Source organism: Glycomyces sp. NPDC048151 (assembly GCF_043202775.1).
Taxonomy (GTDB): Bacteria; Actinomycetota; Actinomycetes; order Mycobacteriales; family Micromonosporaceae; genus Glycomyces.
Window position 1 is genome coordinate 41,876 of record NZ_JBIDBB010000009.1, and the last position, 17,385, is coordinate 59,260.

The following is a 17,385-nucleotide window of genomic DNA, read 5'->3' on the forward strand; positions in this document are numbered from 1 at the left end:
GGGGTCAGCACCCTCAGGTAGCATTTCCAATCGACACGAACGCCCAGCGTGCGTGAAAATAGAACATCGGGTTGTGGCGCAGCTTGGTAGCGCACCTCGTTCGGGACGAGGGGGTCGCAGGTTCAAATCCTGTCAACCCGACCATCACACCAGGTCGGAGGCTTAGCCTCCGGCCTGGAACACTTCAAGATCCAGAGTCGTCCGTGGTTCGTCCGTGAGACGCCACGTCAGGCTCCGACCATAGCCGTCAGCATGAGCCATCGACATGTGGTATTAGTCACTACAGCTGCCGTCGGTGCTGCAGGGAGTCGCAGTGATTGGAGAGAGTTCGTCCGGCCCCTGCGTTGCTCTTTCTAAGTGGCTCTTCGACAGTCGGACGCGAGGCATACCGCCTCAGTGATCGGTCGGGCGCTGCCGACGCAGGGCGATGACCGTTTCGAGGATCGCCCGCAGTCCCTTGGGGATCTGGTCGGTGCGCCAGCGGCGATTGCCGGGCGGGATCTGTCGCCAACGGGGCGCCGCTTCGTTCTCCCGCCAGACGGCCTCGTGGCCGGTGCCGTCAACGCAGTGTGCCCAGCAGGCGTAGGCGGTGAAGGCGTCGGGATGTTCCTTGAGGCGCCGTTCGCCGGTGAGCATGTTGGCTAGGTCGAGCGAGACCTCGTTGTCGCTCGTGTCGACCGCCCAGGTCTCGACTCGCACAGCGATCGCGAACAGGTTGTCCGGCTCCTCGATCCCGAGATCCTCGAGAGTCTCCGCGCGGGCGAACTCGCCGATGAGCTCAAGCGAAGCGCCGACTGGACGACCACTGCGCTCGGATTCCAGCAGCAGCTTCGTAAGCGAGCCCAGCTCGCTCATACTCACCTCGTCGCCGTTCCTCCAAACGCCGAACAGCGTCGGGTCCGCGCCGGGTTCGACGGTGGTCAATGACTCGCGAGCCAGAGCTCCGATGCGGTCGTGGACGGTATCGGTCATCGTTTGGACCGCTCCTTATCCCAGAATCTCGTTCAATTTCGCGAGCAGCGCTTCGCTGGCCGCGGCGCGCCGGTGTGCGAAGGCCGGGTCCATCGGATCGGTTGGCATGTCTCCGGACTTCCAATCGTGGATGTCGAGCGCGACCATCTGCCGCAGCAGCTCCGCCTCGTATTCGGAGATCGCGAGGTTGAGCAACGGCCCCTGCTCGGCAGCCGCCTCCGGCGGCGCGACCTGGGCCCGGACGACCCGGCCTTCCTCGACGGAGACCTTGAATTCGAGGTCGTCCTTCTGGATATAGATGGCGCTTCCGAAGCTTCTGGGGGAGCCGTCCGGTGCGATTCCGAAATCGGCGACGATCTCGCGAAGCTCGGCCTCGATAGTCGAGTCTCGGTGGTCCTCGTCCAGAGGGTTGCCTTGGACGCAGATGCCCCGATGGCGGAGAACGCCGTCTTCGTCGACCTTCGGAGTCATCGCGAGTCCGATTGTCCCGTCCTCGCCGACCTTGACGAAGTACCCGTCCCCGATCCTGCCGTCGTCCCCCCAAGTGACCTTCTGGTACTTCCCTGCGTCGATCTTGGCCTCGACCTCGGGTTCGGTCACAGGCGGCTCGATGTCGATCGCTTCGAACACGTAGACGTCGTGAATCGGCATGATGCTCCTCACCGTCCGGAGATTCTTCCTCGTCGTCGACGATGGTAGTCCAGTCCGCCGAGGGGTTGGATCAACCGATTCGCACAGGAGTCTCGAGAGACCGGCGCTTAGCCTGCGATCGCGTGTTGGGCGAGTGTGGCTCGTATACTCTTTTTGGACTGTCATCGATTTGGTCTCCGAGCGGGCAGGCCCGAAGCGATCCAGCGTCACACAGGAGTGTTCCGCAAGTGAACCATGCATCGATTTGGCAAGACGAGGTCCCCATCCTCGACCGCAAGCAACTGCCTCCCGCTCCGGGATACGGGAAAGCTCTTGCCAGCCAGGGGTACGGCCTGTACGAAGCCGTGGCGGACTTGGTCGACAACTCCATCGACGCCAGTGCGGACCGGGTCGGAATCCATTTCCTCTCCGACGACGAACACCTTCGGAGTCTGGTCATCGTTGACAACGGTGCAGGAATGGATGAATCAGGACTCGACGCCGCTATGACGGTCGGTCTGCGAAGGGACTATCGGCCAGGATCGCTCGGGAAATTCGGAGCGGGTCTCAAAGCGGCCTCGCTCTCGAACGCGGGCTCGCTCACGATCGCGAGTCGAACGGTTGGGTCCGCCGCCGCGGCGAGGAGGCTCGAGTCGAGGGAGTACGCGACGGACTTCAGCTGCGGAACCGTCGAGAGAGACTTCGCTCGCGGGCTGCTCGACCGGTACTCGGAGGTCACGGTGCCTCACGGAACCGTCGTCCGGTGGGACCGTGTCCGTTCCTTCGACACGATCGCGAAAGGTGGGACAGCCCGATACCTGTCCGAGACCGTCGACGCGCTCGACACCCACCTTGAGCTTCGCTTCCACCGATTCATTGAAGCGGGCCTGCGGTTGGACATCATGCTGGAGGATGCTCTCAGCGGCGAGATCTCGGAAGTCGAGGAATGCGAGCCACTGAACCCCTTCGGACACAAGGTGACGGGGAGGCGCGGTTACCCGTCCGTCTTCCGAGCCGAGATCGAAGGCTTCGGAACGCTCGACCTGACGGCCCACATCTGGCCTGCGAAGTCCAGGGAGCCTCAGTTCCGGAGGGGCGGACCGCTTCAAGACCGGCAGGGCTTCTACTTTTATCGGAATCAACGACTCGTGCAGGCCGGCGGCTGGAACGGCTATCGCGTCGCCGAGACCCATCTGAATCTTGCTCGAGTCTCGATCGACCTGCCCAACGATGGAGGCGAAGTCTTCCGTCTGAACGTGAAGAAGGATGGCGTGACAGCCAGCCCTGCGTTCTCGAGAGGCTTGGACAAGGCGCGCGACGCCCAGGGGCGAACGTTTCAGGAGTACCTCGACGATGCGCAGGCCGTTTATCGGGAGGGAGGCAGCAGAGCGCCCGAACGGGTCCCGAGGATCTACCCGGGCAAAGGGCTGGAACCGAAGGTGCGCAAATCGGTGAAAAACGAGTTCGAAGAGGCGAAGGGCGAAGAGCCTGTGTCCTTTGTCTGGGTGCCGTTGCCCGACGACCGCTTCTTCGAGCTCGACCGCGACGACCACATCATCCGACTGAACCGTCGTTATCGGGACGCCTTCAACGGTGGTCGACGCGGAGGACTGAATGACGCTCCTGTGTTGAAGAGCCTCCTGTATCTACAACTAGAGGAGTTCTTTCGAATCAACCGCTGGGAGCGCAAGCGTCAGGATCAGCTCGAGTACATGAACACCATCCTGCTCGCGGCAGTTCGCACCCAGATGGACTGGATGATGCGGTAAGAGGGGGGAGACTCAGTAGCTGTGAACGACGAACTCGACAAGGCATACGCAACCGCGCTGCAGGACATGTCGACGCCCCGAAGCCTCAGGCACATGGTTCAGGCAGTTCTCGAGGTCGATGAGCTCGGGCAGGGTTTCGATGAGCGTGCGATCCTCTCTCGGGTCCAAGCCGGTGACTCAGCGCTATTGGACCGGTGGGCGCGCAAACTAGCAGCCTGGGACATCGAGGAGTCGCCTGAATGGGCAGACGGCACCGCCAAATGCACATCAGGACGACGCGAAGCCGTATATGCCCGCCTCAAGATCGGTGAAGATCTTCGCAGTGCGTTGGACGCCGCAGTCCCGCTGTACGCCCAGGACGACGGTACCTTGATCGCCGTCACAGACTTCACCCCGTGGTACACCGACGACCACGCCAACGGGCGTTTCTATTGGCCGAGGTACAAGCAGTATCTGGACGACAAGGGCTTCGACGAGCGCGCGATCGCGGACCTGAACAACTCCACCCGCATGGTCGTTGAGCGGCTGGCCGATCCGGAGCAAGCCGAGCCGCGCCAGACGAAGGGCCTTGTCGTCGGACACGTGCAGTCGGGCAAGACCGCCAATTTCACCGGAGTCATCGCCCGGGGAATCGACGCCGGCTACAGGCTGGTGATCGTGCTCAGCGGCACCCTCAATCTGCTACGCGGCCAGACCCAGCGTCGCCTCGACAAGGAGTTGATCGGCCAGGAGAACATCCTGCTGGACAGAGACCCTGAGATCTTCGAAGACTGCATCGGCGTCGACTACGTGCTAGACGACCATGAATGGCGCCGTTTCATCAAGTTCGGGGACCGACCGGAGCGCCTGGGCGCGTTCAACATCGCGCGTCTCACCACACGCGAGAAGGACTACCAGAGCCTTCAGGGAGGCATCCAGGCGCTTCAGTACGACAAGCGTGAGAAGCGAGCGCCACTGTACGAGCCGGTCAACCTCCACAGCTCGGCGGCCCGAATTGCGATCGTGAAGAAGAACTCCACCGTCCTCAAGCGGCTGGTGACCGATCTCAAACAGGTGAAGTCTCTGCTTGCTGACCTGCCTGTGCTCATCATCGACGACGAGTCCGATCAAGCTTCGGTCAACACGAGCAACCCCAAGAAGTGGAAGGAAGATCAGAAAGACCGCACCGCGATCAACGGACACATCGCGCAACTGCTGCGCATGATGCCCCGAGCGCAATACATCGGGTACACAGCGACTCCCTTCGCCAACGTGTTCATCGACCCGGAAGACAGCGAGGACGTCTTCCCCGGCGATTACGTGCTCTCGTTGCCAACACCATCCGGTTACATGGGTGCGGCGCAGTTCTACGACCTCCACGATTCCGCCGTCGACAACGAACGGACCTATGCTGATTCGAACGAGAAGGCGTACATCCGTGACATCTGGGGGGACCACGACGACCGTCTGCAGGAAGCCATCGATGCCTTTCTTATTACTGGAGCGCTGAAACTGTACCGTGCGCGTCACGGATTCCCTGAAGACCGCTTCCGGCATCACACCATGCTCGTCCACGACTCGGTGCGAGTCGTCGAGCATGAGGCGCTAGCGCGCAGGATCGAAGCGATGTGGCATGAATCGGCCCCGCTGACCCGACAGGGCATGGCCCGGCTGGAAGACCTTTACTTGCGTGACTTCGCCGAAGTCAGCGCCGTCAGGGCTGCCGAGCTGCCCTTGCCGTCCGATTTCGCCGACCTGCGAGAGTGCATCGGCGAGGCTCGTCGACGGATCACAGAAGATCGCCCGGTCCGGGTCGTTAACGGAAGCAAGGACAAAGACTACGAAGACGTCGACTTCGATCGATCCGAACACGTCTGGAAGATCATCGTCGGGGGGACGAAACTCTCCCGCGGATTCACAGTCGAGGGCTTGACGATCTCGTATTACCGACGAACCACAAGCCAAGCCGACACCCTCATGCAGATGGGCCGATGGTTCGGCTACCGGCCTGGATACGCCGACCTCGTTCGGCTGTACATAGGCCGCGATGAAGTCAGAGGGCGGGACTCGGTCGACCTCCACGAGGCATTCAAGGCCGCGTGCCTCGACGAAGAGGACTTCCGCGAGCAGCTCCGGCGGTTCGGTTATTTGATCGACGGACGTCCCCAGGTGACTCCTGCCGAGGTCCCGCCGCTTGTTCGTCAGCAACTTCCTTGGCTGAAGCCCACGGCGTCGAACAAGATGTACAACGCCGAACTCGTCTCCATGTCCGCGCCCGGCAAGGCCGTCGAGTTCAAGATGTATCCCACCGATTCCGCGTCGAGAGCCGCGAACATCGAGCTTTGGGCTCCAGTCCTGGAATTGATCGGAGCCGAGCCGGTCGAGATCAAGACTCCCTCTGGGCGGACTGCGACTATGAAGACCGGGGTGATCGAGCACCGGATGCTCACGGACCTCCTGGAGCGACTGGCGTGGGAAGACGGAGGCAAACAGGTCGCCCCGCACCTTCGTGACTTGAAGGAACACGGCGGGCCCGACGGTCCGATCCAGGACTGGATGGTCCTGTTTCCTCAGCTCAACCGGAGCGTCTCCGGCGGTTTCGAAATCGGCTCCTACGGACTGTTCAGCTTGAGCGTGCGGTCCGGCTTGGGCAAGCTCGGAGTCCGAGGTTCGGTTGCCACACAAAATGACCGTGTCATAGCGGAAGACTTGGTAAGAAACGCTCGCGATGGGGTGAACTTCGACGGCTCCCTGAAGATCGGACCCCGCCGAGGCGTGATGATCGCCTACCCAATGGTTGCGGAGAAGCCTTCAGAGCGACTCCTGCTCTCGGGCACGGGTGCGGTCGATCCTGCGAAGCTCGTCATCGGGCTGGCGGTTGTCCCTCCGATTGGTGTGAACAGCGGCCGGCCCGAGGTTCGGTTCAGGACCCGTCACGCAGGAGGCTCCGCGATCGTCGACGCCCCCGGCGACGACTGATCTGGCCCGCTTTGGGTCTGCGCTCCGTGCTCGAACGAGTTCCGCGACCTGTGCCGCTGCCGCGGCCAGGTCCTCGTGCTCCCAGAACCGCAGCACTACCCAGCCTTCAGACTCCAGTCGCGCGGTCGTCTCTAGATCCCGCTCGCGGTTGCGCCGGACCTTCTCGCTCCAGTAGTCGGCGTTGGCGGCGGCTTTGGTGTGGTGTTGCGGACAGCCATGCCAGAAACATCCGTCCACGAACACTGCGACCTTCGCGCGTGTGAAGACGAGATCCGCGGTTCGACGGAAGCCGGGTATCGGGCGATACGCCACCCTGTACCGAAGCCCCAGCGCGTGTGCGGCTCTTCTGAGCCGCATCTCCGGTTTCGTATCGCGACTGCGGTTGGCACGCATGCTGGCGCGGACGGCGTCGTTCGACGCCCACGATCCCTCCGAACGACCCATGTTTCGACGATACCGATCCCACGGCACGGCCATGATGCGGACCAGGCTGTCGGCGCCGGACAGTACCGTTGCGAAAACGGCGGAGTCGAGAATCATGGGGGCGACATGTCGACCGAGAACTTCCGACGCTCTACGATCGCTTCTGTGACAGATGTCCTGAGCGAGCCCACCGTCGCAGACGATACGGATCCTGCCCCCGATGAGCAGGTTCTAGAGGTAGCCGAATTCTTCGCGGGGATCGGACTGGCGCGGCTTGGGCTTGAAAGTGCGGGGTTCCGAGTGACCTGGGCGAACGACATCGAACAGGCAAAACAGGAGATGTACGTCAGCCAGTTCGGTGAATCGGCGAAAGCCGAATACCGACTGGAGGACATTGCTGAGGTCAAGGGCAGCGAGCTGCCGGAACGACTGTCGCTGGCATGGGCGTCCTTCCCCTGCACTGACCTGTCTCTGGCGGGCAAACGCAGCGGACTGGCGGGGAAACACTCGGGCACGTTCTGGCAGCTGACTCGGATTCTCAAAGAGCTCGACACCCGCCCTGCCGTCGTCGCCCTGGAGAACGTCAACGGCTTCGCTACCAGCCACAAGGGTGAAGATCTGAAGGTCGCCATCTCCACCCTGAACCAGCTTGACTACTCAGTCGACGTCATGACCATCGATGCCAGACGCTTCGTTCCACAGTCAAGGCCGCGCTTGTTCGTCGTCGCGGTACAGCAGGATTTGGTGCGGGAGGCCACAGCGGCAGGGCTTCCGCTGAGATCGACAAGCTCGGGACCCGGACTCGTACAAGAGACAGCTTCGAGCCTGCGACCAGCTTGGCTCGACAAGTTCTTCGCAGACGATGACCTCGAAACCCATCACTTCGACCTCCCACCCCTGCGAAACCCGCTCGAAGCCGGATTCAGCGGCCTCGTCGAGGATCTCGACACCAAGGACGACCGTTGGTGGGACGCCAAGCGGATGTCCGCGTTCACCAAGGAGCTGTCGAAGGTCCAGAAGGATCGTCTCGATGAACTCAGGAAGACGGCCGATGAGCCGATCTACCGGACTGCCTATCGTCGGACCCGCAATGGTGTTCCCGCTTGGGAGGTTCGCGCTGATGACATCGCAGGCTGCCTGCGGACGGCTCGTGGAGGATCCTCCAAGCAGGCGGTCGTTCGGATTCAGCGAGGGCGGACGCTTCGAGCTCGCTGGCTCACTCCACTCGAGTACGCGCGGTTGATGGGCGCCGGCGAATACGAACTGAGCGACGCGCGTAAGAACCAGGCGCTGTTCGGTTTCGGGGACGCGGTGTGCGTTCCAGTCGTCGAGTGGTTGGGCAAGGAATATCTCCGTCCTATAGCGGAAATAGCCGCAAATCGAACCCTTTGAGCGCTTCTGGAAGGATCCATGATCGCGGACACATCTCCAGCCCTCTCTCCTGCTGCGGCGGCCATGCTAGTTCGGTTGCGGCCCAAAGTTGACGCATGGTATGAAGCTCAGCGAAAACCCAAAGGCGAGATGAACACCAACGTCATGTCTGCTGGTGTCTTCGTTGCTGAGCATCTTCGTGCAACGCTTCCGCTTACGGAGGCCGTCTACCTGACCGAAGGCAATCAGGTACGGTTTGCGACTGGAACGAGAATGAAGAAGATCCTCGCTGCATTCGGCGAGGATAGACGCTTCCGCTCTGAGGCTGGCCGGACAACGAGGAAGACAGTGCCGTTGCTGGCGAGTCTGGCGGATCTCCTTAACGAAGAGATGATGGCGCCGAACGGTACCCCCACGCTTTGTGATCAGGACCGGATTTCTGTTGCCAACGTGCTGCAAGGATGGTTCGTAGACAAGATTCGGTCGGACTTCTTGGACAAGCAGCGTCTCAAGGTCGAGTTTGATTACAGGTCCCCTTTGTCTACTGTGGTTTCGGCGCTTCTCGATGCCGGACGCGCCAGGGAGGGCAATAGATCTGGAGCTGTCGCGCAGCATCTAGTCGGCGCAAAACTGGAGCTCCGTTTCCCAGAGATCGAGATCGCAAACGAGAGTTATACAACGGCCGATGATCCGACGGGGCGAGCCGGGGATTTTCAGGTTGGCGACACCGGCATCCATGTGACCATGAGCCCGAGTGAGGCACTATTTTCCGAGCGATGCGCGCGCAACCTCGATGACGGATATCGGCCTAGAGTCCTTGTGCCAAAGAACATGGTCCAGGCGGCTACCCAGATTGCGGACCTAGCAGGATTGAGAGCGAAGGTGGCAGTCCAGTCGATCGAGGATTTCGTGGGAACCAACGTTGAGGAGATTGCCCAGTTCAGCTCGGAGGGGATTCGCAAAGAGCTGAAGCGACTATTGGAGACCTATAATCGACGGGTCAGTTCAGTTGAGACCGATCCTTCGCTGATGATCGAAATCCCGAAGAACCTGTTACCACACGATTGTGGACGAAGCCATCGACGGATCGTTCGCCTGTTGTTCGGCGCTAATGCATCCTCGCTGCCATTCTCTGTCTCCTCGGTGACGTCGCCGAATAGGGGCCCTGATTGGATGACCCTCGGGTCCGGGGCGGGACGACCCTCGGCGAAAGCCAACCGTGCCCCGGCGAGGTATGCCAATCGCATGGCTTGCACGACAATCACTCTGCGGAGACCAGGGGTGACGATTCCGCGTTCGCGTGCGACGGCGGAGAGGCGGGCGAGCGTGTCGGCGCGACGAGCGATGCGGATGTCGGGATGTTCACGCTCAGCCCGCACCGCATCGGTGAGTAGGCTCGCCCTCATAGAGGCAGGCAGCTCGATCAGAGGACTGACTGGCGGAATCTTCTCGTTGAGGATCGCACCGAATTTGCTCTCATCGATAGCCCAGTGATACACGCTGTGCTCAAGGGCGTTGAGCTGTGCCTTCGCTGCTGCTCCGAGAGGGCCCTTGGTGCCGATGCTCTCGTATTCCCACAACGGCCATAGCTCGATCTCAGCGACTTCGAAGGGGTCCAAGATTCGCATGGCGACCGCGTCGGTCCGCTGATTGGTCAGATGCCGCCGCACTCGGACTCGAAGTTGCTCATTCGTCTGGCCAACGTAGATGGGTTCCCCATCATAGTCGTAGAAAGCATAGACCCCCCACTTGGCGTTGGCCCAGACGTTGCCCTGGTCGTCCTCGAAATCGAGAACCTCGTCCAGCCTCAACCGAAAAGACTGGACATCGGGGGCAGGCAGTGAGTTCACCGCGGGCTTTGGCATGGCCTTCGCTCCTGTGGAAGTTAGGCGTCTGGGGCTCCTGTGGCCCCCAGGTCTGGACCGGGTCGAACGTCGCGCTGCGTAGACGTCGGGATCAAACTCGCGTTTGAACTACTAGCTTTGCTGATCGTGGGGAGGCCAATCCTCTTGCTTTACATGATATTCGTATCGTCAAGCTAAGCCAAGATGGACCATAGCCTAACAAGAGTTCAACTCCGGCAGTGGGTTTGATACTACATACGATGGGTCGGCCGTGAGTTTCCTTGCCCCCATGGAGTCACCTCTACGCTCAAAGGTTCGGGTCCTGGGCCTCGCCCAGGAACAAGGCAAGTCTTCACCTCTCGTGACGCTGCTTCCGGGACAGCGCTTAGACAAGTCGGGGGCCGGAGATTCGGCTTGCCATTGAGTTTGAGGGCTGTCCGATCTCAGGCAGCTCGGTCTCCAGCCCACCAGAGGAGTTCTCTCGCACTGCTGGTATGCGGTTCTCGTCGAGGTGCAGTTTGGTGATGGCGAGGTCGGCGGCGGTTTGCGGGGTGAGGTGGCCGGTTTCGGCGAGGGCGATGAGGAGTGCCTTCGCGTTGGCCGGGTCGCTGGCGATGGTCGCGGGGCCGCGCTCGAGCGCGGCGGCGGTGGCCGAGTCGAGTTTGGTGGCGAACGCGGCGTGGAGTTCGGGGCGTTCGGGTTCGGGAACGGCGTTGTAGAGGTCGCGGGCGATGGCGCCAGCGAGGTGCTGTTCCACGGTGACGCTGAGCCCGGTCGGGGTGGCCGTGTCGGTGGTGTTGCGGGCGAGGACGGCGGAGGCTGAGGCCCACCATTCCTGGTGTCCTGCGCGGCCGGTGGTCGGGTAGGGGCCGAGCGGGTTGGCGGGGTCGTTGTCGGTCGTGTCATGTTGGTCGCGGTGGGCGGCTGCGAGGCGGATGGTGGCTTCGAGTGCTTCGCGCTGGGTGGGGTCGGCGGGTTCGGGGCCGAGCGCGCGGGTCCATTCGGGCCGGTCGGTCAAGGCGGTTTCGGCGAGTGCGTCGGTGCGCTGCTTGATCGCGTCGGCGAGGTTCGCGGCGAACTTCGGTAGTCCGTCTTCGGCAGCGTCGCTGGTGAGGACGTGGGTGGGGTAGTCGAGCCAGGGCAGATTAGTCGGGTTCTCGGATCGGTTGTCGCGGTTGATGGTCTCGGTGGCGGTGTGACTGATGGCGACGGCGAGGTTGTCGAGGCCGCGTCCGGGGGAGAGGGCGTCAACGAGGTAGGCGGCGTCGGACCCGGTGTGGGTCTCCCATGCTTTCAAGGTCCAGGCGATCGCGGGCCATGCTTGGCCTGAGTGGGTGGGGTCGTGGGCGATGAGGCGGGTCTGGCGGTCGAGGCGCCAGGCGAGGAGTTCGCTCAGGGATCGGCCCTCGTCGAGTTCGCGTTGCGCGACCGCGCGGCGGAGCGCTTCGATGGAGTGCTGGCCGGTGTCTTCGGCGCGGCCGAGCGCCCCGACCACGGCAGGCCAGGCACGCTCGTCGCGGATGCGGGCGGCCTGCTGCTCGCCGAGGACTTCTGCGAGCTCGGTGCGGTAGCGGTCGGCGTTCGCTTGCGCGGGTACACGGTTCGCGTTCGTCGCGGGAGCCTTTGTGGCGGGCGGGTTGAGTGCGGTCCCCGAGTCGAGATGGAGGCGGGGGTGGTGGTCGTGGATGAGGCGGGCGTAGTAGGCGACGTCGCGGGCCTCGGGTTGGAGTCCGGGCGGGGGTGCGGGGTGGTCGGCGGTGAGTTTCTGGACCCGCGCGGTCAGGACCGCGGCAGGGGAGCGGGCGTCGTCGAGCGACCGGCGGCAGGCGAGGTCGAGAAGCTGTTCGGCCCGCCAGCCCTTGGCTTCGGCGGTCGCGAGGGTGCGGGCGAGCGCGCCGTGCCCGTTGTCCTTCAGGTCGGTCCAAACCTCGGCGTCGAGGAGCGGCTTGAGCTTCTGTTCGATGAGCTCGGCGTAATGGGCGGTGGCGATCCGGTCGACCGAGTACCGGTACTGCGGCACCAAGGTGGAGAGGGATTCGGCCTTATGGGCGGCCTGCTCGATGCCCGCGGTGGCGGCCTGGTCGTCGGGCTCTTTGGCGAGGATTTGTTCGGCGATTTCGCGGGCGGCGGTGGCGTCGGGGTCCCAGCCGGGACGCCAGTTCCGGTCGTCCGGTGCAGTGGGGAGCGGGGTGTGGGTGACGGAGTACAGCTTCGTGAGCTCGGCGGCGCGGGTCGCGGCGACGTAGAGGGCGCTGCGGTCCATGCCGGGAGTGAGCAGCGGGTAGGCGGTATCGACGGTCATGCCCTGGGATCGGGCGATGGTGGAGGCGTAGGCGAGCTCCACGTTCTTCTCCACGTACCAAGCGGGCAAGGTGGTGACGGCACGAGAGTCGTCGGCTTTGACCTTCATGGACCCGTCTCGGTAGGTGCGGATGACGGTCCAGGTCTCGCCGTTGCGGACGGTGTCCTTGCCCCGGCAGTACCGCAGCCGGGAGTCGTTCTCTCGGGTGACGACCCAGTCCCCACGACCAGCAACATTTCCGTCATAGAGCGCCACGCCTTTGGCGCGGACTTCGCCTGCGGCGACGAGGTCGGCGCGGGCCCTCGCGGACAGCGCCGTGACTACCTTGTTTTCCTTGGCGAGCATGAGGCTGCGCTTCCCGGCGGCGGTGTCGGCCTTCCACGCCTCATAGAGTGCGCCGGTCATGGCGTCCTCGGTCCCACCGACCAGGCGCCCGCGCTGCTCGAAGTAGTCGAGGGCGTTGCCGTTCCCGACACGCAGTAGCAGGGACGCCTCAGCGAACTCGGGGTCGGTGAAGCGGTGGAGTTCGTCGAGTTCGGTTGCTCCGGCCTTCGCCGCGATGAGGCGCAGTGCCCCGCCCGAGGCGACCGCACCGAGCTGGTGCGTGTCCCCGAGCAACCGCACTTGCGCACCCGCGAGGCTCGCGATAGCGGTGACGCGGTCGAGGTTCAACGTCCCGGCCATCGAGGCCTCGTCGACCAGGAGGACATCGCCTGGCCGGAGTCCGAGCAGGTCAAGGCCAAGGGGGGCGGATCGATCCGCGCCAGCGCGGGCCCGGCCCGCGCCCTCCTGGTCAGCACTGGAGACAGCTTCCTGTCGGAGGGACGTGGCGAGTTCGGGGCCGGAGAGGTGGTTGCCGGAGCTGATCTTCCACAGGAACATGTCGACAGTCGAACACTGGACGCCCAAGTCGTTCTCGAGAACCTTGGCGGCCTTCGCGGAGGGCGCGAGGCCGACCAGACGACGTCCGTCGGCGGCAAGCACCTCTTTATAGGCGCGCATCGCGGTGGTCTTGCCCGACCCGGCGGGGCCGATGCCGACCGTGAGGAGCCGGTCGTCGGTGGCGAAGGCTTCGACCAGGCGCCGCTGCCCGGCGTCGAGTGCGCGGTCAGCCTGCTGCTCGAAGACATCGAGTCGTTCACGGACGGCCGATGCGCTGGCGATGTAGACGGTGGCGGTGCTGGCGGCGTCGACCAGGCGCGTCTCGGCGTCGAGGATCTGCTGCGAGGTGAACCGGCTGCCCTCGTGCTTCTCGAAGACGGAGACCCCGTCGGAGCGGCGAAGGGCTTCCGGGACCTCGACGGGCGTGGGTATGCCGATGCGGATCGAGACACCGTCCCCGAGCGCGGCGGCCACGACCTGTTCGGCGGCTTCCTGTTGCGCTTGGGGGTTGGTGAAGATGTGTTCGGCGCGGAGCTGGCGCATGGTTTCGGCGTGGACGTTCCACCGCGTCCACGTCGCCCGCTCCTCAGCGACCGTGTTGACGACGCGGCCTGCGAGTTCGCGCACCTGCTCGGTCTCCAAGGCCGCTACCGGCTCCAGCGCGGTGCCCACGACGGCTGCGATCTGGTCGATGGACTTTCGCCCGAACCGGCCGGTGAGGTCGGCGGTCCAGTCCGTGCGCATCCGCTCCAGGGAGCGGACGGTGTCTTTTGCGCCGCGGGTCTCGAGGGTGGCCTGCTGTGCCAGCTCGTAGGCGGTTTTCGCATCTGGTTCGCGCCCGTGAGCGGCCTGGTAGTGGGAGCGGAGTTCGGTGTAGCGGTGCTCGATGGCGCTGCGCCGCGCCGAGAAGTGCTTCACCATGCGCTCGTCGATGCCGACGATCTCCCGTACGGGACGGCCGTTGCGGAGGGGTCCGGGACGGTCCGCGAACGCGACGCCGAGCCTGCTCGTGAGTTCGGCTTCGATCGCGGAGTTGTAGGTCTCCGAGGCTGCGACCCCGAGCGCGTAGAGCGCGCTCCCGTCCAGGGACCGCCACTTCCCATCCCGGCCTTGCACCTTGTTGACGACGGCCAGGTGGGTGTGGAGGTCGGGATCGCCGGAGCGGGAGTCGAAGTGATCGAAGGCCGCGGCGATCAACCCGGTGGTCTCGATCTGCGCGACGCCGCCGACACCGGAACGGGTGAACGCCGCGTGCTGCTCCAGCATGCCGATGACCGACGCCACGGCGGCGTCATGGGCGGCCTTGACCTCGGCGCGCATGTGTTCGTCGGGGTGGAGTCCGAACAGGATCGACACTGACTTCACTGGCGAGAACACCAGGTCATAGCCCGCCACCGAGGTCCGCTGCCGGGACGCCTCTTCCCGCTTGACCGCCGCGGTCTCCGCGGCCGTCGCCGCCCGCCCGGTTTCGGATGCGATCAGGTCGAGGCGCTTCGCGACCCGGTCCTTGAACGGCTCCAGGGTCTCGTATTGGGGGAACTTCTGGCCTAGTTTGACGGCGCGCTTTGCTGCTGCGAACGCCCGGTCGCGTTGCACGTTCGTCGCGCCCGGTTTGAGATGCTGCTCCAGGTAGGTGTCGAGGATCTGTTCGGCGTCGGGGTGGATGCCGGAGCCGAAGAGGTTGCGCATCTGGTCCTCGCGCACCGTCTGCCCGGCCGCGAGGTCGAGAGTGGCCAGGCCTGAGCCGAGCCAGCGGCCCTCGGGGTTCCCTGCCTGCCCGTAGTAGTCCGCGGCGGACTGGCCCGGGGCGCGCTGGACGTCGCCGCCGGCGACCTGCTTCGTGAGGTAGGTGTAGCCGTCCCCGACCGAGAGCTTATGGACCGTCATCAACGCACACCACCCCCACTCAGGCCACTCGACAGACAATTCACGATGGTCAAACATAGCCCCGGAAACCGGGCTCCGTCCTGTCGTAGAATCCTTATTCACGAAACGTGCAAGAGGTGTGTGGATCTCAGCATCCTAACCTACTGATCTGATGAATAGGCTGGTAGATAGCATGTACTGTCAATAACTGACTGAATTACTATCATTGGCTGGCGTTCGTTGACTTGCACTGTCATAGGCTGTCGAGAACTGTCGATCATGTGAAACCGAGTGGTTGCTGAATAGCGGTTCCAGTGTTTAACCTCGAAGGCATGAGCGAATCGAAGCAATCCACAAAAGGCACCGTCCGCCAAGCCGCAATCGAACGGGCACGGCATCGCCGGGCCGACCGCATCCGCGCCGCTCGCGAACGAGAGAACGCCATCACCGAGACCGTCATTGACATCGCGACCAACCGCGCGATCGCCGTCGACGCCGAGCACGCCGCCGCCCGCGATATCGCGAAGCTACGGCGCATGGGCGAGAGCCAGAGGGACATCGCGGACCTGTGTGAGATGACCCTCACCGAAGTCCGGGCCGCGCTCGCGCTGACCGGAGCCCGGGCGCCGCGCACCGCGACTACGGGCGGACTCCAAGGGGAACGGGTAGAAACAGCGTTGTCTGCGGACGAGGGAGCCTGAGGTGTACACCGTGCTCGACGAAGTCGAGAGCCGCTACGTCGCTGAGTTCATGAGGTCGCCGCAGCCGCAGACAGCGCCCCACCTGGAAGGCAGAGTCTTCCAGAACCCTGCCCTCGGCGCGATCTTCGACGTGATCACCGCATTACGTGAGGAAACCCCCGACGCGAAGTTCGGGCCTTTCATACGAGCGGTGGAAGCGCGGACCGACCTTCCGGGCAGGCTACGGTCCGATTCGCACTCCGGAGGAGCTGAAGCGGAACGAGCAGGACACCGCGTTCGTCTACCGGCTCGCGCACACCCCGGTCAACGCCAAAACCGGTATCGAAGCAGCGACCGCACTCCAAGCGAGTCCGGCGACGCCCGGTGTGCCCACGGCCGACATGGACTTGGGGATGGAATTGCAAGCGGCACCCGCTCTTCAGCCGTCACCGGTACCGCGAGCATGACGAGCTCATTCGAAGTGTGGTGCTTCGGGTGCGGAGGTCGCGGGTTCGTTGAACTCAGCTGAGGCCTCAGCGTCCCGCTCCGGGGCGTCTCCGAACAGTTCGGGCTGGAAGTATCGGTGTCGCCGCTCGCGTGGCGGCGGACAGCGGCCCGCAGGGAGTTTGAGGTGACCGTGGCCGGGAGTGCGGCGCGCAGTTCGGTCAGGTCGGCGCCGCTGGTGAGGGCGGCCCAGTTCGAGGCGTACCGCTCCGCCTCGGCTTGCCGCAGTTGGTCTCGTGTGGACTGGAAGGCGTCCTCGGCGGCGGCCAGGTGGTCGAGCGGGTCGGGGGGCGGTGGCGTTCACGGGAACCTCCCATCGAGAATGTGAGAGGCCCCGTCCGCAGCACGTGCTGCGGACGGGGCCTCGTTCGTGTTCGAGGTCAGGAGCCGATGGCGCGGCGGGTGGCGCCGATGCGCTCGCCCCCGAGGTCGGCCCGTTGCCCTGCGGCGCGTCCGGCCTCGCGGCCGGTCCCGGACAGGCGGCGGCCGTTGTTGCGGTAGGTGGGGTAGCACTGGTTGAACATGGCGGTGACAGCACGGGTGCGGTCAGCCAGCACCAGGTCAGTCGATCTGCCGCTTGTGGCGGGCGCGGCTTGGGAGCGGGCGCGGTGTTCGGCTTCGCGGAGTCGGCGGCCGATGGTGCCGGCGAAGGCCTGGTAGAACGAGCGCTTGTAGGCGGCCTTCGATTCGCGTCCCCGTGGTCCGGGCGCGGCGATGAGCGCGATCTCCCTCTGGTGGAGCAGCGAGGTGTAGAGCAGAGCGGCGCGGTCGAGGTCGGCGGTGTAGCCGAAGACGTGGACGCGGCGGTGGCCTTGGCCCACTGGGGCGGTGATGTCGATCAACTGGCAGCGCAGTGCGCGGGCGATCGCGTTGTACAGGTGGGCCTTGTCGAGCGCGAACGGCGCGGGCAGGTCGATCTGACGGCCCTGCACGGTGTCGGGCCGTTCGCCGGTGTCGGCTAGGAGCGCGGCGTCGATGCCGTACTTGGCGAGTAGTTCCATCGCCTTCGCGGTGTGGACCTCGGCGGCCTCGGGGGAGGTGGCGGGGTCTTCGGCGATGGCGAGGAGCTGGCGGACGCGGTCGAGGTGCTTGGCGTCGGGGTTGCAGGAGCTCATGCGGTTGTCCTTCCTGAACGGATTGGTGAATGGCTGGGGGTATGACGGAGGGCCCGCCGAACGGCGGGC

General features: G+C 64.2%; 9 protein-coding genes, 1 tRNA gene and 2 pseudogenes. 6 read left to right on the forward strand and 6 right to left on the reverse strand.

What is annotated here, in order from left to right:
• Nucleotides 1–67: 67 nt before the first annotated feature.
• Nucleotides 68–144: transfer RNA gene (locus ACGGCP_RS21495), tRNA-Pro, on the forward strand.
• Nucleotides 145–393: 249 nt separating this feature from the next.
• On the opposite strand, the gene ACGGCP_RS21500 is transcribed toward ACGGCP_RS21495, so the two are convergent.
• Together ACGGCP_RS21500 and ACGGCP_RS21505 are read right to left on the reverse strand one after the other, a co-directional pair.
• Complete coding sequence (locus tag ACGGCP_RS21500; protein ID WP_392968851.1) at nucleotides 394–972, reverse strand: hypothetical protein; 579 nt, start codon at nucleotides 970–972, stop codon at nucleotides 394–396.
• A 15-nt stretch (nucleotides 973–987) separates the two neighbouring features.
• Complete coding sequence (locus tag ACGGCP_RS21505) at nucleotides 988–1,623, reverse strand: hypothetical protein (RefSeq protein ID WP_392968854.1); 636 nt, start codon at nucleotides 1,621–1,623, stop codon at nucleotides 988–990.
• A gap of 227 nt (nucleotides 1,624–1,850) precedes the next feature.
• On the opposite strand from ACGGCP_RS21505, the gene ACGGCP_RS21510 reads away from it, so the two are divergent.
• The gene (locus tag ACGGCP_RS21510) at nucleotides 1,851–3,371 is read left to right on the forward strand and encodes an ATP-binding protein (RefSeq protein WP_392968857.1); all 1,521 of its coding nucleotides are present in this window, start codon (nucleotides 1,851–1,853) and stop codon (nucleotides 3,369–3,371) included.
• A 21-nt stretch (nucleotides 3,372–3,392) separates the two neighbouring features.
• A complete protein-coding gene (locus tag ACGGCP_RS21515) occupies nucleotides 3,393–6,329 on the forward strand; it encodes a Z1 domain-containing protein (RefSeq protein WP_392968860.1) in 2,937 nt (978 codons plus the stop codon).
• Nucleotides 6,330–6,413: 84 nt separating this feature from the next.
• Here the strand turns inward: ACGGCP_RS21515 and ACGGCP_RS21520 are convergent.
• Nucleotides 6,414–6,869 (reverse strand): annotated as a pseudogene (locus ACGGCP_RS21520) (very short patch repair endonuclease); the annotation flags it as partial.
• A gap of 60 nt (nucleotides 6,870–6,929) precedes the next feature.
• On the opposite strand from ACGGCP_RS21520, the gene ACGGCP_RS21525 reads away from it, so the two are divergent.
• Nucleotides 6,930–8,144 (forward strand): DNA cytosine methyltransferase, encoded by a 1,215-nt coding sequence (locus ACGGCP_RS21525; protein WP_392969555.1) that lies wholly within the window; start codon nucleotides 6,930–6,932, stop codon nucleotides 8,142–8,144.
• A gap of 144 nt (nucleotides 8,145–8,288) precedes the next feature.
• Nucleotides 8,289–9,101 (forward strand): annotated as a pseudogene (locus ACGGCP_RS21530) (DUF4928 family protein); the annotation flags it as partial.
• 8 nt (nucleotides 9,102–9,109) lie between these two features.
• Here ACGGCP_RS21530 and ACGGCP_RS21535 read toward each other — a convergent pair.
• Complete coding sequence (locus ACGGCP_RS21535) at nucleotides 9,110–9,988, reverse strand: GIY-YIG nuclease family protein (protein WP_392968863.1); 879 nt, start codon at nucleotides 9,986–9,988, stop codon at nucleotides 9,110–9,112.
• Between the two features lie 364 nt (nucleotides 9,989–10,352).
• Complete coding sequence (gene mobF / locus ACGGCP_RS21540; RefSeq protein WP_392968866.1) at nucleotides 10,353–15,038, reverse strand: MobF family relaxase; 4,686 nt, start codon at nucleotides 15,036–15,038, stop codon at nucleotides 10,353–10,355.
• Nucleotides 15,039–15,349: 311 nt separating this feature from the next.
• Between mobF and ACGGCP_RS21545 the strand changes: the two genes are divergently transcribed.
• Nucleotides 15,350–15,718: a hypothetical protein gene (locus ACGGCP_RS21545; RefSeq protein WP_392968869.1), complete on the forward strand. Its 369-nt coding sequence runs from the start codon at nucleotides 15,350–15,352 to the stop codon at nucleotides 15,716–15,718.
• A gap of 863 nt (nucleotides 15,719–16,581) precedes the next feature.
• Here the strand turns inward: ACGGCP_RS21545 and ACGGCP_RS21550 are convergent.
• Nucleotides 16,582–17,316 carry a DUF2786 domain-containing protein gene (locus tag ACGGCP_RS21550; protein WP_392968872.1) on the reverse strand — a complete coding sequence of 245 codons (735 nt, stop codon included), beginning with the start codon at nucleotides 17,314–17,316 and terminating at the stop codon, nucleotides 16,582–16,584.
• Nucleotides 17,317–17,385 lie beyond the last annotated feature (69 nt).